Origin of the sequence: Microvirga subterranea, assembly GCF_003350535.1 — a bacterium.
Taxonomy (GTDB): Bacteria; Pseudomonadota; Alphaproteobacteria; order Rhizobiales; family Beijerinckiaceae; genus Microvirga; species Microvirga subterranea.
The window spans coordinates 70,176-89,982 of the sequence record NZ_QQBB01000004.1 but is presented as its reverse complement, the minus strand read 5'-3'; the positions used below and the strand labels follow the sequence as shown (position 1 = coordinate 89,982).

Here is a 19,807-nt window from a genome sequence, read left to right as displayed (position 1 = left end):
GGAAAGCCTCACCGCCGCGCCTTCACGTCGTAGGGCGTCTGCTTGAAGGTGATCGCCTCGCGCGCCAGCGTCGCGGGGCCGAGGCGCGACTGCTCGCCGTAGATCGTCAGCGGTCCCGCAAAGGACGGCGCCTTGCGGGCGATGGATTCGCGGACGATGTCGAGCGTCGCACGGGTCAGCACGTTGCCGCCGTCGGGACGCTTGTCGCCGAGGATGCCGTTGTAGAGCAGCGCATAGGCGCGCCCGTCGTGGAGCCCGAGGAACGGGGAGCGGCCCTTGCCCTTCCAGGGCGCGTTCGTCTCGCTGAACCACACATGCGCCGCCAGCGTCGGGAAGCGGATGTCGCCGCGCACGTGCCCATCCTGGTCGAAGACCGGCGGCCCGAGCTTGTAGAAGCGGAAGCCGCCGCCGCCCTGCCAGCCGACGCTCGCCGAGATGCCGCCCTGCTCGCCCTCGATCACCTTGTTAAGGCGCGGCGCGCAATGGGTGACCGCATGATCGCCCATCTCGATGCCGATATAGCGCCGCCCTACCTTGTGCGCGACGGCGGCGGTGGTGCCGGAGCCGAGAAAGGAGTCGAGGACGAGGTCGCCGGGATTGGTGGCGATGTGGAGTATGCGCTCGATTAGTCGTTCAGGCTTTGGTGTCCCAAAGACGGCCGAACCGAATAACTCGACGTTCTCTTTCTTTGCATCCTGCGTATGGCCAACCTCCTCGTAATCCCAAAAAGTCTGGGGTACTCGACCCTGCTTAACCTCCGATAGGAAGCGCTTAAGCGCGGGAACATTGTTTCCGTCCTTCCCCCACCAGATCCGCCCATCTTGGTCTAAAGCTTGAAGCTTTTCCTTGGAGACCGCCCAGTATCGTCCCGCTGGAGGACCGCCAATTGTTCGACCGCCAGGCGTTGTGATGGAATAGGTGCCAAGGCTATATGGATTGCGGGCTGATAAATTATCGGGGCGCCACCGCCCGCGAGGATCATGATCAGGGTTCTTGTAAATATCGTCCTGCCCATCTCGGCGAGGCATAGGATTAGGGGACCAAAGTCTTAGAACCTTTGCATAAACGAGTATGTGATCGTGGTCTTCCGAGAAATATTTGGCGCTCGATTTGGGTGCATAGTTTTTTCGCCAAACAACATTCGCGACGAAATTCTTCCGACCGAACACCTCGTCCATAACGACCTTGAGGTAATGCGCCTCGTTGTCGTCGATGGAGACCCAGATCGAGCCGTCCTCCGCAAGCAGATCGCGCAGCAATTCGAGGCGCGGCCACATCATGGCGAGCCATTGGGTGTGTTCGAGGTTGTCGTCGTAGTGCTGGAAAGCTGACCGCGTGTTGTAGGGCGGGTCGATGTAGATGCACTTCACCTGACCGGCATAGAAGGGCAGCAGCGCCTTCAGGGCCTCCAGGTTGTCGCCCTGGATCAGCATGTTCGGGAAGTCCGGGTCGCCGTAGCTCAGCGACGGCTCCTCCTGAAGGAGCCGATAGGGCACGCGGCGCGTCGCGCGCGTATCCTCCTCCCGCGTCAGCCAATGCAGGATCGGCATGGCTCAGAAACGCCGAGCCGCACCCGCAAGCAGGTGCCGGTCCGACGCGGTTGCCCTTAGGGCAAGTATTCGGGTGGCGGCAAGAAGCATTGCGGGGGTATTATCCTATTTCCCGCAGATATCATAACAATATATCGATTCGTCAACTGGAATTGGGCGCAGACTTCATCGAAACCTGCTGTCTCGTTTCTTGCCGTTGCGGAAGTTCTGCGGGCGCAATTCTATGAACCGCGCCGGATCGAACTCACCTCCGCTTCACCGCCCGCAACGAAACCGCCAGCGGCATCGGCACGGCGCCGTCAGGGAGGCGGAACATGCGGTCGGCCGCCGGGACCATCGAGGGAAACAGTTTCGACGGCAGGGTTTCGTGCTCGTGCAGGAAGTCCAGGGTCAGGCCCGCTTCGATGAGGCCCGTGACGATGTCCGACAGGGGATGGATCCAGTTGTAGTCGGTGACCGGCTCGGCGAAGGCGTCGCCGGTGTAGGACTTCTGGTCCGTGAAGGCGTCGGGCGCGTCCTTCGGGGTGCGCCAGCCGTAGGTCGGGCGGATCACGCCGTCGCGCTCGTCGAGCACGAGGGCGAAGGGGTGGGAATCGGCGAAGTAGAACCGGCCGCCGGGCTTCAGCATGTCGGCCACGACCCGGGCCCAGGCGCGGATGTCCGGCAGCCAGCAGATCGTGCCCCAGGTCGAATAGACCATGTCGAAGCGCTCGCCGACCGCCTGACGCGCATCGTAGAGGTCCGCCTGCACGAAGGTGGCGGGCAGGCCCGCCTTGCCGGCGAGGTCCCGTGCGCCTTCGATGGCGACGGACGAGAAGTCGAGGCCGGTCACGACGGCGCCGCGGCGGGCGAGCGACAGGGTGTCGAGGCCGAAATGGCATTGCAGGTGCAGGAGCGTCCGGCCCCGCACGTCGCCGATCTCCGCGGCCTCGATGGGGCCCAGGGTGTCGCGCCCGGCCAGGAACGCGTCGATGTCGTAGAAGCCGGTGGCGTCGCGCATGTGCATCGCCGCCCGCTTGTTCCAGCTCGACAGGTTGGCCTGCCGCCAATCGCCGGTCATGAGGTCGCTCCGAAGGAAAACACGTCGGTCGGCCGAAAGGGATAATGCATCCCGCCTGTGGCGTTAAGGTTCGACGAACGGTGTATCGTGGAAAGGTGCTCCCTTTTTAACGATACGCGCGCTTTGCTCCCGCGTGGCGGTGCGCCGCGCTTTGCCACAGGCGGAAGTTTCTCCATAAGAGACGCTCTCCTGGGGCATGTCCGGGAGCGGCATCCGGCGTTCATGGCTGTGGGCCGAAAGAATGCGTTCGAACGGAACCCTCGATGCTGACCGTCTATGACTGCCTCGTCACACGGCACGACCTGCGCCTCGTCGCACTGGCGGCGGTCGTTTGTGCGCTTGCATCCTTCACGGTTCTCAACCTGCTCAATCATGTGCGCCGCTCCGAAGGGCCGAGCCGGCAGGTGTGGATCTACGTGGCGGCCGTCGCGGGCGGGTTCGGCACCTGGGCGACGCACTTCATCGGCATGCTGGCCTTCTCGCCGGACCTGAACACCGGATACGACATCGGCCTGACGGCGCTCTCGCTCCTCGCGGCGATCTGCATCATGGGGCTGGGCATGACCGTGGCGCTCCTCGGCGCCTCGCGGTGGTCGGCATGGCTCGGCGGCGCCGTTATGGGGGGCGGCATCGCGTCCATGCACTACCTCGGCATGGCGGCCTTCCAGGTGCCGGGACGCCTGAGCTGGGACGGATCCCTCGTCGCCACGTCGATTGCGGCCGGCATCGTGCTCGGGGCAGCGGCCATGCGCGTCGGGCTTCGTGACGGGCGGATGCGGTCCGCCCTGGCGGGAGCCGTGCTTCTGACGCTTGCGATCGCCGGCCACCATTTCACCGCCATGGGCGCCGTGACCATCGCGCCGGATCCCACGCGGCAGGTTTCGGCCGTGGCGCTGTCGAGCGAATGGCTCGCCGTCGCGGTGGCGCTCGCGAGCTTCGCGATCCTGGTCCTGAGCTTCGCGGGCCTCGCGCTCGACCTGCGCGACCGCCGGCGCGCGAGGCTCGAGATCGAGCGCATGCGCAGTCTCGCCAACGCCGCCGTGGAGGGGCTTCTCGTCTGCGACGGCGAAACCGTGGTGTCGGCCAACAGCAGCTTCACGGGGCTCACGGGCTTCTCGCCGGGCGACATCGTCGGCGCGGACCTGAGCACGCTTCTGCCGCTTCCCGACGTGATCGCGCGGCTGCTGGCCTGTCCCGATCAGGCCGTCGAGGCCGACCTTCGCCAGAGCGGCGGGGGCGTCATCCCGGTCGAGCTGATCATGCGCACCGTCACCTATGCGGACAAGCCGCACAACGTGATCGCCGTGCGCGACCTGCGCGACCGCAAGCAGGCCGAGGCGCGCATCCACTTCCTGGCTCATCACGACGCGCTGACCGGTCTCGCCAACCGGACGAGCTTCGATCATCGCCTCGATCTCGACATCGAGACGCACCGCAAGACGCAGGAGCGCTTCGCGGTCCTGTGCCTCGACCTCGACCGGTTCAAGGAAATCAACGACATCTTCGGCCACTCGGCTGGAGACCATCTGCTGTGCAAGGCGGCCGAGAAGCTCAAGGCCGCCCTCGACGACGACCAGATGCTCGCCCGCGTGGGCGGAGACGAGTTCGCCGTCATCATGCCGGGGCTCCGCGACCCGGTCCAGGCCGGACGCCTCGCGGAGCGCCTCCTGCAGGCGCTCGAAGGCAAGCAGGACGGCGGTCCCTTCGATCTCATCTCCGTCAGCATCGGCATCGCGATCTATCCGGACGACGCATCCGGTCGCACCGCGCTGCTGTCGAACGCCGATGCGGCGCTCTACCGGGCCAAGAAGGAGGGACGGGGCACCTACCGCTTCTTCGAGGTCGCGATGAGCGAAGAGGTGCGCGAGCGGCGCATGATCGAGCACGATCTGCGCCTGGCGATCGAAAAGGGCGAGATGGCGATCGCCTACCAGCCGCAGACCCGCATCGGCACGCAGGAGATCACCGGGTTCGAGGCGCTCCTCCGCTGGAACCATCCGGTCCGGGGCGACATGTCGCCGGCTGTCTTCATCCCGATCGCGGAGGAGAGCGGCATCATCCTCAGGATCGGCGAATGGGTGTTGCGCGAAGCCTGTCGCGAGGCGTCGTCCTGGGACCGGCCGCTCAAGATCGCCGTCAACGTGTCCGCGCTGCAGGTGAACAATCCGACCTTCGTCACGCTCGTGCAGGCCATCCTGGACGAGAGCGGGCTTGCTCCCGAGCGTCTCGAGCTCGAGATCACCGAAAGCGTGCTGATCCGCGATCCCGAGCGCGCGCTCCAGACGCTCACGCAGCTCAAGGCCATCGGGGTCAGCATCGCCATGGACGATTTCGGCACGGGTTATTCGTCGCTGTCGAACCTGCGGAACTTCCCGTTCGACAAGATCAAGATCGATCGCTCCTTCGTGCGCGCCATCGACGTCAACATCCAGGCCGCCGCCATCGTGCGCGCGGTGCTCGGCCTGGGCCGCGGTCTCGGTCTGCCGGTGATCGCGGAAGGCGTCGAGACGAACGGCGAGCTCGCCTTCCTCAATGCCGAAGGGTGCCGGGAGGCGCAGGGCTATCTCTTCGGCCAGCCGGCGCCCATCGAGATGTTCCGGAGCGTGACGCACGCGGAGGCCGTCGCCTGACGAAAAAGGCGGCCCGTGCGGGCCGCCTTCTCGGTCATCCGTTGAGGAGGCATCAGCCCGGAAGCAGCACCGAATCCACCACGTGGATGACGCCGTTCTTCTGCATCACGTCGGAGGTCGTTACCGTCGAGGTGCCGCCCTTCTTGTCCTTGATGCTGAGCCCGTTGCCCGCCTGCATCACCGTGAGGGTCTCGCCCTGCACGGTCTTCAGGGTGGTCATGCCGCCGCCTTCCTTCACCTTCGCGACGAGTTCCTGTGCGGTCAGGCGACCGGGCACCACATGATAGGTGAGCACGCCCGTGAGCGCTGCCTTGCTCTCCGGCTTCAGGAGCGTGTCGACCGTGCCGTTCGGCAGCTTGGCGAAGGCCGCGTTGGTGGGCGCGAACACCGTGAAGGGGCCGCTGCCCTGCAGCGTGTCGACGAGGCCGGCAGCCTTTACGGCGGCGACGAGCGTGGTGTGGTCCTTCGAGTTGACGGCGTTCTCGACGATGGTCTTGGAAGCGTACATCGGTGCGCCGCCGACCGTCTTGGCGGCATCCTGAGCCAGAGCGGGGGCGGAGAACGCGAGGGCGACGGCAAGGCAGGCGATGCGAACTGTCATCGTTTCAATCCCTAAAGTGGTTGCTGATTGATCCCGGCGCGGGGCCGAGGATCGAAGGCTGACCCTTCAGGGTTGGCTACACGGGGTGTTCGCTAGTGGATGCGGAAGGTTTGCTTCACGAGTCCGTGAAGCGGCTCGATCGTCAGGCGGTGAAGGCCGTCGGTCCGCGCAGATAGGCGGCGACGCGATCGTCGTCCTCGGAAGCCGATGGCTCCTCGACGGTTTCCGGCTTTTCGTTCGGGGCAGATGCGGACTGCGTCTCGCCGGTTTCGGCGCTCTGAGGAGCGCTCTCCGGCGTCGGCGGATGAGGCTGTCGCGGGGTCATGGGTACCTCCTTGACTCGTTTTGGGTAGTGTCTGCGCGATCCATGTCGCAATTGCGGCACCTTCGCCTGGAGCATCGTGCGGACCTCCAGGTCCGATCGGACGATGCCTCAGAGCGCTGCCGACGCTGTTCCCTTCATCACGACCGGTCCGGTCGGCAGGCCCGTGGGCGATCCCGCGAGCGGTTCGACCGAGATCGTGAAGAGCTGGTTCGAATGCGGCTGAGGAAGATCGTCCATCGTCATGCGGGCGGTGCGGGCGGCCCGCAGCACGCCGACGGAGACCGGCGGCCCCGCCGGATCCGGGAAGGTCCAAACCTGGACGGAGTGATTGTGCGGGATCGTCATATCGCCGAGCGGCACGAGTTCCATGCGACCGTCCTCGAAGGTGCTGAGCACCGCGCCGGGCTGGTTGGCATCGTTCAGGAGCACGGCGATCATGACCGGCTGGCGCGAGGCCTTGATGGCGAAGAAGCCCATGCCGAGGCCCATCAGCAAGGCGGCCGCCGCGCCGGCGAGGCCCACCGTGCGCCAGAAGCTCAGGCTCTCCCAGATCCGCTCGAGGACGCCCGGCGATGCGGGCCGCGATGCCGCCGATGCCCTGGGGGCCGCCACGGGAGCGGCGCTCACGCTGCTCTCGATCCTTGCCCAGAGGGCGTCGCCCGCGGGAAGCTCGTCCGCGGTCTCGTCCCAGGCGGAGAAGCGCTGCCGCCAGAGCTCCACGAGGTTCCGGAAGTCTCCGTCCGACGCGAGCAGATTGTCCGCCACCCCGCGCTCCTCGCCTTCGAGCAGGCCGAGAACGTGTTCCGCTGCCAGACGGTCGAAGTCGTCGCGCCTCATGTCATGCACTCCCGAAGCGACACGAGGGAGCGGCGGATCCAGGACTTGACCGTGCCGAGCGGCACGCCGAGCCGTCCCGCCAGTTCGCCATGGCTAAGACCGTGGATGTAGGCGAGGGTGATCGCCTGGCGCCGCGAGGGCTCGAGGCGTTCGAGGCAGCGCTTCAGGCTGCCGGCGTCCGACAGGCGCAGCATGAGGGATTCCGCATCCTCCTCGTCGCTGACGAGCCCCATGGGCTCGAAATCCTCGACGAGGTCCGTGCGGGATTCCCCGCGCAGGATATTCAGGGCGCGGTTGCGCAGGACGGCATAGAGCCACGCGCGGGCCTCGCCCCGTGCGGGATCGAAGCTCGCGGCCTTCTGCCAGACCTGCACGAAGGTGTCGTGCACGGCCTCCTCGGCGAGAGCCCGCCGGCGCAGAAGCCGCATGGCGACGCCAAGCATCCGGGGCGCTTCGCTGTCATAGATCGCGCGCAGGGCAAGGCGATCGCCCTTGGCGCACTGGCCGAGGGCGTGGGGCAGGTCGAAGGCTGGGGGAGCAACATCCCCGAGCGCTGCCTTCACGCGTGATCTCCCTATGCGTCTGCTGTCACTACACCCGAACCCACTGCCCGGATGCAAGGCCGCGACAAAATTCGCCGCCCTCCGTATTCATAGGGGAACGGGGGAGATCCGCGCAACGGCTCGGGTTGCGGAATGCACCGCGATCAGGTGCAGCTTTGGCCCATGGCGCTGAGGCCTTCGTCCCAGAGGTCGGCGAGGTTCGGGATTCCGAGCAGCCAGTCTGCGGTCGAGAGGGAGCTGGCATCTTCGCGCTCCCGCGCCAAGCGGACTGCCGCACCCCATTCCTCGGGCTCCATGTCGCCGCGGCCGATATACACGAGGGCGAGGAGGTCGGCGCGCTCGTCGTCGTTCAATCCGGCGATCACGTCGCGGAATTCGTCCTCGGTGGCGTCGTCAGGGGCGGAGGTGAGGGAGTCGATGCTCCCGTCGTCGATGGGATTCGAGCCCGACGCCGGGTCCGTCAGGCCTTCCTTAACGTCAATAGCCCTTGCCCTGAGGATGAGTTCGCAGACCTTGTCGAGCGCGATATCCATGGAAGTCCTCTCGGAGAAATCTCTTTTGCCGTTTGCGAGAGGGAAACCCCGAAAGCGGCGTTCGGTTCAGCTTGAGAGCCGGACGGGGCGGTCGTGCCGCCGCGGCACGATGCGGGTCGCATGGATTTCATGGCTGAGGTCGGACGGAGCGTGATAAGGGTGCATCGGCTCCATTCGCGATTCGACCATGTCCGGACTTGAAATCCTCGGCTTCGTTGCCGCCATCCTGACCACCGTATGCTGGCTGCCGCAGGCCTTCAGGACCCTCCGGACGAAGGACACCAAGTCCCTGTCCCTCCTGACCCAGAGCGCCTTCACGCTCGGGGTCGGTCTCTGGCTGATCTATGGAATTCTCGCCGGGAACGCGCCGATCATCTTCGCCAACAGCGTGACGTTCGTGCTCGTGGCCGCGATCCTCGCCATGAAACTCCGTTATGGTTAATATGGTCCGGCGCCAGGAGAACAACATGCGCCGGTTCCTCGCCTTCTGCCTCGTCGGCTTCGCCCTCTCGGCGGGCTTTCCTCTCGAAGCGTCCAGCCAGAGCGCGCGCGGCTCGGCCTTCCGGCTCGAGCCGCAGCGGCCCGGGGAGACGGACGCCTACATCCTGAGCTTCGGGCTCTGGGGGCCGCAGAGCGTCTTCGAGAGCGAGGCGAAGGGCGCCGCTCGCATCCTCGAGGGTCAGTTCGGCTCGAAGGGACGCACCATCGTGCGCTTCAACTCCAAGCGGGTCTCGGACGCGACGCCCGCCGCCATGCTGGCGGCGGCCCGGGCAGTGGGGCAGGTGGTCGATCCGCAGGAGGACATGGTGGTGTTCGTGCTCACCTCCCACGGCAGCCCGGACGGGGTCGGGGTGGTCTCCAGGCGCGCCCGACAGCTCATGACGCCGCAGGACGTGCGGTTCCTGCTGAACGAGGCGAAGGCGCAGCATCGGGTCGTGATCGTGTCGGCCTGCTATTCCGGCGTCTTCGCCAAGGAGCTCGCCGACGACAGGACCCTCGTCATCACGGCGGCCGCTTCCGACAAGCCCTCGTTCGGCTGCCGGGACGGCGCCACGTGGACCTATTTCGGCGACGCGTTCTTCAACAAGGCGGTACGGGGCGAGCCCAGGCTCGACCGGGCCTTCGAGGCCGCACGCGGGCTCGTCACCAAGCGCGAGGAGCAGGAGGGATTCGACCCGTCCAATCCGCAGATCGCCGGGGGCGCGCAGGTCCTGGAGCGCCTCAGCTCCCGCTGCCGCGTGGTTCAGCCGCAACGGACCTGCTGATCCGGTCCACCCAACGCCTCAGGCGCCTCTGGTTGGCGCCGAGATCGGAGCGTCCGATCTGGCTCCGCGAGTAGAGGGCGAGGGTCGAGCGACCCTCGCCAAGATCGATCACCGACAGGTTCACCGTGTCCGGGAAGCGGAGGAGCCGCGTGCGGACGAGATAACGGTCCTGGTTTGGGTCGGAGTGCAGGAGCGCCGTGTCCGGCTCCCGTGCGAGCGCCTCCGCGGCGATGCTGCGCAGGCGCTCGGCGGAAACGGAATAGACGGGCGGCTCGAGGTCCGGCTTGGCACGAGGACAGAAATCGGCAGGACAGGCTAAGCTATCGTTGGGCGTCCTGCGGCGCTCGAGCGTCGCGAAGTCGACCGCGCCGAGGTCGGGCGATCCGAACATGGTCTGCCAGAGCCGCGCCATGCCGTTCTGCCAGCCACCCCACAATCCATGTCGGGCAGCGGTGTGTCCCGCTGCGATCTCTCTCGATGTATCCATCGGCTTGCGCCAACCCGCCGCTTGACTTCAGGGCTGAGAAGAATAGGGCAGGGCGCCCTCATGTCACCCGGCTCGGACTTCCAATGAATCCCCACGTCGCTCCCATTGCCATGCTCGTCGCCTCGAACGTGTTCATGACCTTTGCCTGGTACGGACACCTGAAGTTCAAGGCGGCGCCCCTCTGGATCGCAGTCTTCGCCAGCTGGGGCATCGCGTTCGTCGAGTACTGGTTCGCCGTTCCCGCCAACCGCATCGGATCGCAGGTCTATTCGGCGGCGGAGCTGAAGACCATGCAGGAGGTGATCACCCTGCTGGTCTTCGCAGCCTTCTCGGTCTTCTACCTCAAGGAGTCCCTGACCTGGAACCACCTGATCGGCTTCGCCCTGATCGCCGCCGGAGCGGCATTCATCTTCCAGGGGCGCTAGAACCGACTACCGGTTCCTCGACGAGCACGATGCTCGGAAAGAGGCGGCTCAGTCGGCCGGCCTCACCCGCAGGATGCGGCCCTGAGGCGAATCCGTCAGGAGATAGACGAGGCCATCGGGTCCCTGGCGCACGTCGCGGATGCGCTCGCCCAGGTTCTGCAGCATGCGCTCCTCGCCCGTCACCCGGTTGCCCTCCGTCTCCAGGCGGGAGACCAGCTTGCCGGAAAGGGCGCCGACCAGGATGCTGCCGCGCCAGCCCGGGAACTTGTCGCCCGTGTAGAACGCCATCCCGGACGGTGCGATGGACGGGTCCCAGTAAAAGACCGGCTGCTCCATGCCGGCCTTCCTGGTGCCCTCACCGATTTTGGCGCCGGAATAATCGACCCCGTAGGAGATGACGGGCCAGCCGTAGTTCTTGCCCTTCTCCGGGATGTTGACCTCGTCGCCGCCGCGGGCGCCGTGCTCGACGGTCCAGAGCGCCCCGGTGGTCGGGTGCAGGGCCGCCGCCTGGATGTTGCGGTGGCCGATCGACCAGATCTCCGGTCGAGCTCCGTCCCGGTTCAGGAAGGGATTGCCGGAGGCGGCTCCTCCCTCAGGCTTGATACGCAGCACCTTGCCGATATGGCTCGTCAGATTCTGTGCCTGATCACGAAGGTCGAAGCGGTCGCCGAGGGTGATGAAGAGATTGCCTTCGCGGTCGAAGACCAGCCGCGAGCCGAAATGGTTGCCGCCGGTGTAGGACGGCTGCTGCTGGAAAATCACCTGAAGCTGCTCGAGGGCTGATCCGTCTTCGCTCAGGCGGGCGCGTGCGACGCTGGTGCCGGCCTGCCCGTTGCCGCGGTCTTCAGCGAAGGTGAAGTACACGAGACGGTTCTGGGCGAAGCTCGGATCGAGGGCGATGTCGAGAAGGCCGCCCTGTCGTCGCGCGGCGACGGCCGGAAGGCCTTTGATCGGATCGGACAGGGCTCCGTCTTGCGAGACAATGCGCAGGCGACCGGGGCGCTCCGTTACAAGCATGCGGCCATCGGGAAGGAAGGTGAGCCCCCAGGGATGCTCCAGGCCCCGCGCCGCGGTCTCGACGACCACCTCGACCTTGTCGGTGCGGACGCGCTGCGTGTCCTGGGCCAGGGCGGCCGGGCCGAACCCGAGGATCAGGATGGCGGCAAGGGCGGCGGGAACTCTCATGGGTCTCTCCGTCAACGAACGGACGGAGAGCTAGCCTGTCGGGGCGGGGCGTCAACCGGGCAGGCAATCACTCACGTGTTACTGCAGGATGATGTGGGATGTTGTCCCCGGATTTTGCTCGGTGAGCATCTGGGTCGTCGCCATGACGGAGAGCGTCGCAAGACCCATCAGCAGGATCAGGGCCAGGGAGAACCGGCTCTCCTGCCTGGGATCGAGACGGTGGGCACGGGCGTCGACGCGGCGATCATGTCTCGTGCGGGAGGTCGTCATGGATACTTTCCCTACCAGGAACGCGGGATGTACTGAAAAAACAGTCCTGAATCCGCAAAGTTCCAAATGTCGGTGGAAAGTTTGCTTTTAGAAGGGTCGCTAAGTGCCCGTGTTAACTAGTTATTAATCATTTGGGCAGCTTGGCCTCAGCGCCTCGACTCGACGACGACCGAAGCAGCGGAGCGTTCGGCCGGGCCATGGAAGACGGCCTCGATGTTGTTGCCGTCCGGGTCGAGGGCGAAAGCCGCATAGTACCCTGGATGATAGGAGCGCTCGCCCGGCCCGCCGTTGTCGCGGCCGCCATTCGCGAGAGCGGCCGCGTGAAAGGCATGTACCGCATCCCGGTCCTTCGCCTGGAAGGCGAGGTGCACGCGGGAGACCGGACCGTCGGCTTGGTCGACCCAGAGTTCATCGCATGAGAAGTGCTCCGCGCTTTCCGACCGGAACGCGAGGCCTATGGCTTCGAGCACCGCGCGATAGAAGCGGCGGCTCGCCTCCAGGTCGGCGACGCGGAGGTGGACGTGGTCGATCAGGCGGCCTTGATGGAACTGCATGTCCGAATCTCCGTCAGCGCGACAGGAGGCGGTCATCCCCGGCGTACCGGGGATGACGGTCGGTGCCTTACTCCGCCTTGATGTTGGCGGTCTTGATCACGTCGGCCCAGGTCTGGATCTCCTTGGCCAGATACGGCTTGAAAGCCTCAGGATCGCGCACGTTGAGCGTGAAGCCGAGCTTCGTGATGCGCTCCTTCACGTCGGGCTTGTTCAGGATCGTGATGATCGTGCCCGAGAGCTTGTCGAGGATGGGCTTCGGAGTGTTCACCGGCGCGAAGAAGGCAGCCCAGGATTCCGCGTCTGCATCGGTGATGCCCTGTTCGCGCAGAGTCGGGACGTCCGGCGCCTGCGGGTTGCGCTGCGGGCTCGCGATGCCGATGGCGCGCATCTCGCCGGCCTGGAACTGCGCGAGCACGCTCGGCAGGGTCGAGTTCGACACGTCGATGCGGCCGGCCATCAGCTCCGTCACCAGCGGGGCGGCGCCGCGGAACGGCACGTGGGTCATCTTGATGCCCGTGCGGGTCATGAAGAGCTCGGTCGCGAGATGCGAGCCGGAGCCGACGCCCGTCGAGCCGTAATTGAGCTTGCCGGGATCCTTCTTGGCGAGGGCGACGAGCTCCTGCATCGACTTCACCGGCAGGGAGTTCGGCACCACGAAAACGTGCTCGAACGCGCCCGCGCCGGCGAGCGGCGCGAAATCCTTGATCGCGTCGTAGCCCGGCTCCTTGAGGAGGAACATATTGTTCCCATGGGTCTGGTTGTTGCCGAACACGATCGTGTAGCCGTCGGGCTCCGCGCGGGCGACCGTGCGGGTGCCGACCGCACCCGAGGCGCCGGCGAGGTTCTCGACGATCACGTTCTGACCAAGGCTCTTGCCCATCTCCTCGGCCACGATGCGGGCGATGACGTCGGTGGGGCCGCCCGCCGGATAGGGGACCACCATCTTGATCACGCGGTTCGGAAAGTCCTGGGCGCTGACGGCGGTCGCCATGAGGGTCGCGCCGGCGAAAAGGCCGAGCGCGAGGCGGCGGGTAACGGAAGTGATCATCGGGGAGGCATCTCCTCAAAAACCCCGTCGGGAACGGGCTGTTTTGCTTGCTTGAACGGCTCGGGCGGACTAGGGTCCGCCGCCGTCACAGGTCCCTTCTAACGCCCCGACCGGAGGATTCCCATGGGCTTTTTGTCTGACGCCCTTTCCCGCATCAAGCCGTCTGCCACGATCGTCATCACGCAGAAGGCGCGGGACCTCAAAGCCCAGGGCCGGGACGTGATCAGCCTCTCCGTTGGCGAGCCGGATTTCGACACGCCCGACAACATCAAGGAAGCCGCCATCGCGGCCATCCGGCGCGGCGAGACCAAGTACACGCCCGTGTCCGGCATCGTGCCCCTGCGCGAGGCCATCGCCCGCAAGTTCAAGCGCGAGAACGGCCTCGACTACAAGCCATCCCAGACCATCGTGTCCACCGGCGGCAAGCAGGTCATCTACAACGCGCTGCTCGCCACCCTGAACCCGGGCGACGAGGTCATCGTCCCGGCGCCCTATTGGGTGTCGTACCCGGAGATGGTGGGCCTGTGCGGCGGAACGCCTGTCTTCGTGGACTGCACGATGGATCACAACTTCAAGCTCCAGCCGGAGCCGCTCGAGCGCGCCATCACGCCGAAGACCAAGTGGATCATCCTCAACTCGCCCTCGAACCCGACTGGCGCGGCCTATACCCGCGCCGAGATGAAGGCGATCACGGACGTGCTGATGCGCCACCCGCACGTGTGGGTGCTCACCGACGACATGTACGAGCACCTGACCTACGGCGACTTCGAGTTCGTGACGCCGGCTCAGGTCGAGCCCGGCCTTTATGACCGCACGCTCACCATGAACGGCGTATCCAAGGCCTATGCCATGACCGGCTGGCGCATCGGCTATGCGGGCGGCCCCGAGCACCTGATCAAGGCCATGGACTTCGTGCAGGGCCAGCAGACCTCCGGGGCTTCCTCCATCGCGCAGTGGGCCGCCGTGGAGGCCCTCGACGGGCCGCAGGATCACCTCAAGGTCTTCAAGAAGGCGTTCGAGGAGCGCCGCGACCTCGTGGTCTCGATGCTGAACCAGTCGAAGTACCTGAAGTGCCCGATGCCGGAGGGCGCGTTCTACGTCTATCCGTCCTGCGCCGAGGCCATGGGCAAGACCACCCCGTCAGGCAAGGTCCTCAAGACCGACGAAGACTTCGTGTCGGAGCTGCTCGAGACCGAGGGCGTCGCGGCGGTGCACGGGTCGGCCTTCGGCCTCGGCCCCAACTTCCGCATCTCCTACGCCACGTCCAACGCGGCGCTTGAGGATGCGTGCAACCGCATCCAGCGCTTCTGCGGTTCCTTGCGATGAGCGGCCTGCCTCGGACCTTCCATCCGGATCCCGAGGCGGCGCCCTACCGCGTCAACCAGAAATCGCCATACCGGGTGAAGTCGGACTTCCGGGTCGACTTCACCAATGGCGGACACATCGAGGCGAAGGATTTTCTCTTCGACATCGAGGGCGACAGCGTCACGCCCGAGCGGCTCGCCGAGATGATCGTCTCGGCCCTCAACCTGCTGCGGGCGGGGCCCGTCACCATCGAGGCCATGACGGTCGTCCGTCGCGGCGAACACCAGGATGCGCAGCCCGCCGCGGTGCCGGGACGTCCCTCCTAAGAACCTGATCCGCTGCGGAACTATATTCCTCTCGTGCCGTTGATCGCCTCGTAAAGCCAAGCTGAGGAGATCGCGATGTTCCGCGCCGCCGCTTCCCTTGCCACTCTCGCTGTCATTGCATCCTTGGGCGCCACGGAGGCGCAGGCGCAAAACCGTGTCCGGGTCGGCGTGCTCACCTGCAGCGTCTCGGGCGGCGTCGGGCTCATTCTCGGGTCGCAGAAGAGCACCGTCTGCACCTTCAACCCACGGCGCGGCCCCAACGAGCGCTATGTGGGCGTCATCCGCCGCTTCGGCCTGGACATCGGCGCCACCCGTCGCGGCGTGATCACCTGGGCAGTCTTCTCCGCCGGACCCGTGCGGCGCGGCTCGCTGGCCGGCAGCTACGTGGGCGGATCGGCCGAGGCGACCGTCGGGGCGGGACTCGGCGCCAATGTGCTGGTGGGCGGCTTCCGGCAGTCCGTCGCGCTCCAGCCCGTGTCCGTCAGCGGCCAGACGGGCCTGAACTTCGCCCTAGGCGTGGGCGATCTCGAGCTGCGCCCGGCGCGCTGACGAAGCGCATTTCATCTCTTGAAGATCGCGGCCGGGCTCAAGCCCGGCCGTGCCTTTTTGCCGGCTCCCATTCGAGAGGACACTTGCCAAAGCTGCTCGACAGGCAGAGCATCGAAAAACGCGGCCGGAAAGAGCGCGCTGAAGGGGGCAGGGAAGGAGACTCTCATGGCACCCAACGGCAGAGGACCCGCGGGCCCGCGATGCATCGCCATCGTCGGCCCCTTCCAGAGCGGCAAGACCACCCTCCTCGAGGCGATCCTGGAGCGCACCGGCGCGATCAGCCGGGCGGGCCGTGTCGCCAACGGCGATACGGTGGGCGATGCGAGCGCGGAGGCCCGCAGCCACGGCATGAGCATCGAGCCCAACGCGGCGACGGTCGAGTTCCTCGGCGAGCGGATGACCTTCGTCGACTGCCCCGGATCCACGGAATTCATGCACGAAATGCGCAACGTCGCACCGGCCTGCGATGCAGCGATCGTCGTGTGCGAGGCGGACGAGCGCAAGATTCCCGCCCTCGAAATCATCATGAGGGAGCTCGAGGAGGCCGACATCCCGCGCTTCCTCTTCATCAACAAGATCGACACGGCGTCGCGGCGGGTCCAGGAGACCTTGTCCCTGCTGCAGCGCGCCTCGCGGACGCCGCTGCTGCTCCGCCAGATTCCGATCTGGAAGGACGGCATCGCGGTCGGCTTCATCGATCTCGCCCTGGAGCGCGCCTTCATCTACCGGGAGCATGCCCCGAGCGAGGTGGTGGACCTGCCGGAAGGCGAAACGCTGCAGGAGCGCGAGGCGCGGTTCGCCATGCTGGAGCGCCTGGCCGATTACGACGACACTCTGATGGAGGACCTCATCTCCGAGATCGAGCCCCCGAAGGATCGGGTGTTCGACGACTTGGCGAAGGAACTCAAGGAGCGGCATGTAGTGCCGGCCTTCATCGGCTCGGCCGAGCGCGGCAATGGGGTCACCCGCCTCCTGAAGGCCCTGAGGCACGAGGCTCCGACCCTAGACGACACCCGGGTGCGTCTCGGAATTCCTGCCGAGGGCCCGCCCCTGGCCCAGGTGCTGAAGACCCTGCATATGGGGCAGGGCGGCAAGCTCTCCCTGGCCCGCGTCCTGCGCGGAGCCTTCCACGAGGGCGATCCCGTCATCGGGGCGCGCGGCGCCGAGTCCCGCGTCGGGAGCCTTCTGGCGGTCACGGGCGGCAGCACCACGCGCATCGCGGAGGCCAATGCGGGCGACACCGTCGGCTTCGGCCGGCTCGAAGGCATCGGGACCGGAGACTGCTTCGCGTCCGGGAAATCCCGACCCGAGGCCATCCTGTCCGTGGCGCCGCCGGAGCCGGTCTATGCACTGGCCCTGAAGGTGAAGGATCGCAAGGACGACGTGCGCCTGTCGAGCGCGCTGGCGAAGATCACCGAGGAGGATCCGTCCCTGGTGGTGGAATCCAGGCCCGACATGGGCGAGATCCGCATCCTCGGCCAGGGCGAGATGCATCTGCGCGTCGCCGTCGAGAAGCTGGCCTCCCGGTTCCAGGTGGGGGTCGAAACCGGCAGGCCGCAGGTCGCCTACCGCGAAACGATCCGCGGGCATGCCTCCGCCCGGGGGCGGCACCGCAAGCAGACCGGCGGGCACGGCCAGTTCGGCGACGTGATGATCGAGATTGCACCGCTGCCGCGCGGGGAGGGGTTCGCGTTCCAGGACAAGATCACGGGCGGCGTGGTCCCGCGGCAGTACATCCCGTCGGTGGAGACCGGGGTGCGGGATGCGATCAGGTGCGGCCCGCTCGGCTTTCCCGTCGTCGATCTCGCGGTGACGCTGACGGACGGCTCCTACCACACCGTGGATTCCTCCGACGCGGCCTTCCAGGCGGCCGCGAAGCTGGCGCTCGCGGAGGCTCTTCCCAAGGCGAAGCCCGTCCTGCTGGAGCCGGTGCTCTCGGCCGAGATCACTATCCCGACCGAGGCATTGTCCAAGGCCACCGGCCTCGTCACGGCGCGGCGCGGCCAGATCCTCGGCTATAACGGTCGTCCCGGCTGGGACGGATGGGACGTGATCAGCGCCACGATCCCGGAAGCCGAGATCGGCGACCTCATCGTGGAGCTTCGCTCCGTCACGGCCGGCGTCGGCACCTTCTCGACCCGGTTCGACCACATGGCCGAGCTCAGCGGCAAGCCGGCCGAGCACATCCTGCACAAGACGCATTGACGCCAAAGGACCTGGACGATCCGCATCGGGCCGGATCGTTCAGGTCTAAACTATCCCATCGACAAATGTGATCTTCCGCGCCAAGTTAAGCTTTGACGGAGACGCCATCTCCCAAAGCAACCTCGCCATGAAGCGGAGGAAAACGATGAACGCCCTCAACCCGGCGGCCGAGTCCGCAGGCGCAGCACAATCCTATGCGGACCGCCCCTGGCTGAACTCCTATCCCTCTCAGGTGCCGAAGACGATCAACGTCGAGAGGATCGGCACGCTGGTCGACATGTTCCGCGAGGGCGTCACGTCCTATGGAGCGCGCAACGCCGCGGAGAGCTTCGGCAAGCGGATGACGTATGCGGAGCTGGGCCGCCATGCCGACGCCGTCGCGTCCTGGCTCCAGTCGCAGGGGTTCCGGAAGGGCGACCGGGTCGCCATCATGATGCCGAACGTGATGGCCTATCCGGCCGTGCTGTTCGGGATTCTCGCCGCCGGCTGCACGGTGGTGAACGTCAATCCGCTCTACACGCCGCGCGAGCTCACCCATCAGCTCCAGGATGCCGGCGCCCGCGCCCTATTCGTGCTGGAGAACTTCGGCAGCACCGTCGAGGAGGCGCTGCCCGACCTGAAGCTCGACCGGGTGGTGGTGGTGAAGCCCGGCGACCTGCTCGGCCTGAAGGGCTCCGTCATCAACATCGTGTCCCGGCACGTGAAGAAGGCGGTGAAGCCCTACAGCCTTCCCGGGGCCGTCGGCTTCAAGTCCGTGATCGCGGAAGGGGCAAGGCAGGCCCCTAAACCGGTGGCGGTCTCGCCGGACGACGTCGCCTTCCTGCAATATACGGGCGGCACCACCGGCGTCTCCAAGGGCGCGGTCCTGCTGCACCGGAACGTCGCCGCGAACGTGATCCAGTGCGAGGCCTGGATGCGTCCGTTCTTCGGCGAGCGGACGGACCACGTGATGGTGACGGCGCTGCCGCTCTACCACATCTTCGGGCTGACGGTCTGCGCCCTGCTCATGACCCGCATCGGCGGCTGCCAGCTTCTCATCGCGAATCCGCGCGACATTCCGGGCTTCGTGAAGATTCTCAAGAAGAGCCGCATCACCCTCATGTCGGGCGTCAACACGCTCTACAACGCGCTCGCCAACGCGCCCGGCATCGAGGAGGTGGACTTCTCCCAGCTCGTCTTCGCCGTCTCCGGCGGCATGGCGACCCAGGCGGTGGTGGCGAAGAAGTGGAAGGCCGTCACCGGGCAGCCGATCGTGGAGGGCTACGGCCTTTCGGAAACCTCGCCGGTGGTCTGCGCCAACCGGCTCGACATCGAGGAGTTCACCGGCACGATCGGTTATCCGCTGCCCTCGACCGATGTGTCGATCCGGGCCCAGGACGGCGCTGTCCTGCCCTTCGGCGAGAGAGGCGAGCTCTGCGTGAAGGGCCCGCAGGTGATGGCCGGCTACTGGCAGCGTCCGGACGAGACCGCGAAGGTCATGACGGCGGACGGCTTCTTCCGCACCGGCGACGTGGCGGTCGTCCTGCCGCACGGCGAGGTGAAGATTGTGGACCGGATGAAGGACATGATCCTCGTGTCGGGATTCAACGTCTATCCGAACGAGGTCGAGGACGTGCTCGTGACACATCCGGGCGTGACCGAGGCGGCCGTAATCGGCCTGCCGGACCCGAATGCCGGCGAGACCGTGGTGGCCTACGTGGTGCGCAAGGACCCCAATCTGACCCAGGAGGAGCTCCGCGAGTTCTGCCGCGAGGCGCTCACCGGCTACAAGGTGCCGCGGCGGATCGAGTTCCGCGAGACGCTGCCGAAGACCAACGTGGGCAAGGTCCTGCGGCGCGTGCTGAAGGACGAGGTGACCCAGCCTCACTGACGCTTTGTGCCGCGCCCGATCTACATGAGGCAAAAAAAAGCCGGGCTCGAAGCCCGGCTAAAGTAGAGGTCCGACAAAAACGTCAAAACCTTCCAGAGGGAACGGCCGACACGACATCGCCGGGAGGAAGAAAGCGATGCCGCGTTGAAATCAGCCGAGGCTTATATTGAAGGCAATCCGCTCGTTTGCAATGCAACATGCCTCATGAAAGGGCTGCGC

General features: G+C 66.2%; 21 protein-coding genes. 9 read left to right on the top strand and 12 right to left on the bottom strand.

Features of this window, described 5'->3' with window-relative positions:
• Window positions 1–8: 8 nt before the first annotated feature.
• Both DES45_RS11120 and DES45_RS11115 read right to left on the bottom strand, forming a co-directional pair.
• Window positions 9–1,550: a site-specific DNA-methyltransferase gene (locus tag DES45_RS11120; RefSeq protein ID WP_114770083.1), complete on the bottom strand. Its 1,542-nt coding sequence runs from the start codon at window positions 1,548–1,550 to the stop codon at window positions 9–11.
• Window positions 1,551–1,794: 244 nt separating this feature from the next.
• The gene (locus DES45_RS11115; RefSeq protein WP_114770082.1) at window positions 1,795–2,610 is read right to left on the bottom strand and encodes a class I SAM-dependent methyltransferase; all 816 of its coding nucleotides are present in this window, start codon (window positions 2,608–2,610) and stop codon (window positions 1,795–1,797) included.
• A 263-nt stretch (window positions 2,611–2,873) separates the two neighbouring features.
• Here DES45_RS11115 and DES45_RS11110 point away from each other — a divergent pair, with 263 nt between their 5' ends.
• Window positions 2,874–5,240, top strand: a complete 2,367-nt coding sequence (locus DES45_RS11110; RefSeq protein WP_114770081.1) for a bifunctional diguanylate cyclase/phosphodiesterase — start codon at window positions 2,874–2,876, stop codon at window positions 5,238–5,240.
• 52 nt (window positions 5,241–5,292) lie between these two features.
• On the opposite strand, the gene DES45_RS11105 is transcribed toward DES45_RS11110, so the two are convergent.
• From DES45_RS11105 to DES45_RS11085, 5 genes are all read right to left on the bottom strand, one after another.
• Window positions 5,293–5,841: a fasciclin domain-containing protein gene (locus tag DES45_RS11105; RefSeq protein WP_114770080.1), complete on the bottom strand. Its 549-nt coding sequence runs from the start codon at window positions 5,839–5,841 to the stop codon at window positions 5,293–5,295.
• Between the two features lie 142 nt (window positions 5,842–5,983).
• Entirely contained in the window at window positions 5,984–6,166 is a 183-nt protein-coding gene (locus DES45_RS11100; protein ID WP_114770079.1) for a hypothetical protein, read from the bottom strand.
• 108 nt (window positions 6,167–6,274) lie between these two features.
• Window positions 6,275–7,003 (bottom strand): anti-sigma factor, encoded by a 729-nt coding sequence (locus tag DES45_RS11095; RefSeq protein WP_114770078.1) that lies wholly within the window; start codon window positions 7,001–7,003, stop codon window positions 6,275–6,277.
• Window positions 7,000–7,566: a sigma-70 family RNA polymerase sigma factor gene (locus tag DES45_RS11090; RefSeq protein ID WP_245571686.1), complete on the bottom strand. Its 567-nt coding sequence runs from the start codon at window positions 7,564–7,566 to the stop codon at window positions 7,000–7,002. The genes DES45_RS11095 and DES45_RS11090 overlap by 4 nt, the downstream gene beginning before the upstream one ends.
• A gap of 143 nt (window positions 7,567–7,709) precedes the next feature.
• Window positions 7,710–8,099 carry a DUF3775 domain-containing protein gene (locus DES45_RS11085; RefSeq protein ID WP_114770077.1) on the bottom strand — a complete coding sequence of 130 codons (390 nt, stop codon included), beginning with the start codon at window positions 8,097–8,099 and terminating at the stop codon, window positions 7,710–7,712.
• A 187-nt stretch (window positions 8,100–8,286) separates the two neighbouring features.
• On the opposite strand from DES45_RS11085, the gene DES45_RS11080 reads away from it, so the two are divergent.
• Both DES45_RS11080 and DES45_RS11075 read left to right on the top strand, forming a co-directional pair.
• Window positions 8,287–8,541: a SemiSWEET transporter gene (locus DES45_RS11080; RefSeq protein ID WP_173949326.1), complete on the top strand. Its 255-nt coding sequence runs from the start codon at window positions 8,287–8,289 to the stop codon at window positions 8,539–8,541.
• Between the two features lie 25 nt (window positions 8,542–8,566).
• A complete protein-coding gene (locus DES45_RS11075) occupies window positions 8,567–9,364 on the top strand; it encodes a C13 family peptidase (RefSeq protein WP_114770471.1) in 798 nt (265 codons plus the stop codon).
• Here the strand turns inward: DES45_RS11075 and DES45_RS11070 are convergent.
• On the bottom strand, window positions 9,321–9,851 hold the full coding sequence (locus tag DES45_RS11070) for a DUF1499 domain-containing protein (protein WP_114770075.1): 531 nt from the start codon (window positions 9,849–9,851) through the stop codon (window positions 9,321–9,323). The two genes, DES45_RS11075 and DES45_RS11070, sit on opposite strands and share 44 nt — an antisense overlap.
• A gap of 83 nt (window positions 9,852–9,934) precedes the next feature.
• Here DES45_RS11070 and DES45_RS11065 point away from each other — a divergent pair, with 83 nt between their 5' ends.
• Window positions 9,935–10,276, top strand: a complete 342-nt coding sequence (locus tag DES45_RS11065; protein ID WP_114770074.1) for a DMT family protein — start codon at window positions 9,935–9,937, stop codon at window positions 10,274–10,276.
• A gap of 48 nt (window positions 10,277–10,324) precedes the next feature.
• On the opposite strand, the gene DES45_RS11060 is transcribed toward DES45_RS11065, so the two are convergent.
• The 4 genes from DES45_RS11060 to DES45_RS11045 all read right to left on the bottom strand — a co-directional run bounded on the left by DES45_RS11060 (window position 10,325) and on the right by DES45_RS11045 (window position 13,333).
• Window positions 10,325–11,461, bottom strand: coding sequence for a PQQ-dependent sugar dehydrogenase (locus tag DES45_RS11060; protein ID WP_114770073.1), 1,137 nt, complete (start codon window positions 11,459–11,461; stop codon window positions 10,325–10,327).
• A gap of 78 nt (window positions 11,462–11,539) precedes the next feature.
• Window positions 11,540–11,731 (bottom strand): hypothetical protein, encoded by a 192-nt coding sequence (locus DES45_RS11055; protein ID WP_114770072.1) that lies wholly within the window; start codon window positions 11,729–11,731, stop codon window positions 11,540–11,542.
• A gap of 146 nt (window positions 11,732–11,877) precedes the next feature.
• On the bottom strand, window positions 11,878–12,285 hold the full coding sequence (locus DES45_RS11050; protein WP_114770071.1) for a VOC family protein: 408 nt from the start codon (window positions 12,283–12,285) through the stop codon (window positions 11,878–11,880).
• A gap of 67 nt (window positions 12,286–12,352) precedes the next feature.
• Window positions 12,353–13,333, bottom strand: a complete 981-nt coding sequence (locus DES45_RS11045; RefSeq protein ID WP_114770070.1) for a Bug family tripartite tricarboxylate transporter substrate binding protein — start codon at window positions 13,331–13,333, stop codon at window positions 12,353–12,355.
• A 123-nt stretch (window positions 13,334–13,456) separates the two neighbouring features.
• Here DES45_RS11045 and DES45_RS11040 point away from each other — a divergent pair, with 123 nt between their 5' ends.
• The 5 genes from DES45_RS11040 to DES45_RS11020 all read left to right on the top strand — a co-directional run bounded on the left by DES45_RS11040 (window position 13,457) and on the right by DES45_RS11020 (window position 19,588).
• Window positions 13,457–14,659 carry a pyridoxal phosphate-dependent aminotransferase gene (locus tag DES45_RS11040; RefSeq protein WP_114770069.1) on the top strand — a complete coding sequence of 401 codons (1,203 nt, stop codon included), beginning with the start codon at window positions 13,457–13,459 and terminating at the stop codon, window positions 14,657–14,659.
• The gene (locus DES45_RS11035; RefSeq protein ID WP_114770068.1) at window positions 14,656–14,964 is read left to right on the top strand and encodes a hypothetical protein; all 309 of its coding nucleotides are present in this window, start codon (window positions 14,656–14,658) and stop codon (window positions 14,962–14,964) included. The genes DES45_RS11040 and DES45_RS11035 overlap by 4 nt, the downstream gene beginning before the upstream one ends.
• 75 nt (window positions 14,965–15,039) lie before the next feature.
• Entirely contained in the window at window positions 15,040–15,513 is a 474-nt protein-coding gene (locus DES45_RS11030) for a DUF992 domain-containing protein (protein ID WP_114770067.1), read from the top strand.
• Window positions 15,514–15,678: 165 nt separating this feature from the next.
• Window positions 15,679–17,718 carry an elongation factor G gene (locus DES45_RS11025; protein ID WP_114770066.1) on the top strand — a complete coding sequence of 680 codons (2,040 nt, stop codon included), beginning with the start codon at window positions 15,679–15,681 and terminating at the stop codon, window positions 17,716–17,718.
• A 145-nt stretch (window positions 17,719–17,863) separates the two neighbouring features.
• Window positions 17,864–19,588: an AMP-binding protein gene (locus DES45_RS11020; RefSeq protein ID WP_114770065.1), complete on the top strand. Its 1,725-nt coding sequence runs from the start codon at window positions 17,864–17,866 to the stop codon at window positions 19,586–19,588.
• The last annotated feature ends 219 nt before the right edge of the window (window positions 19,589–19,807 follow it).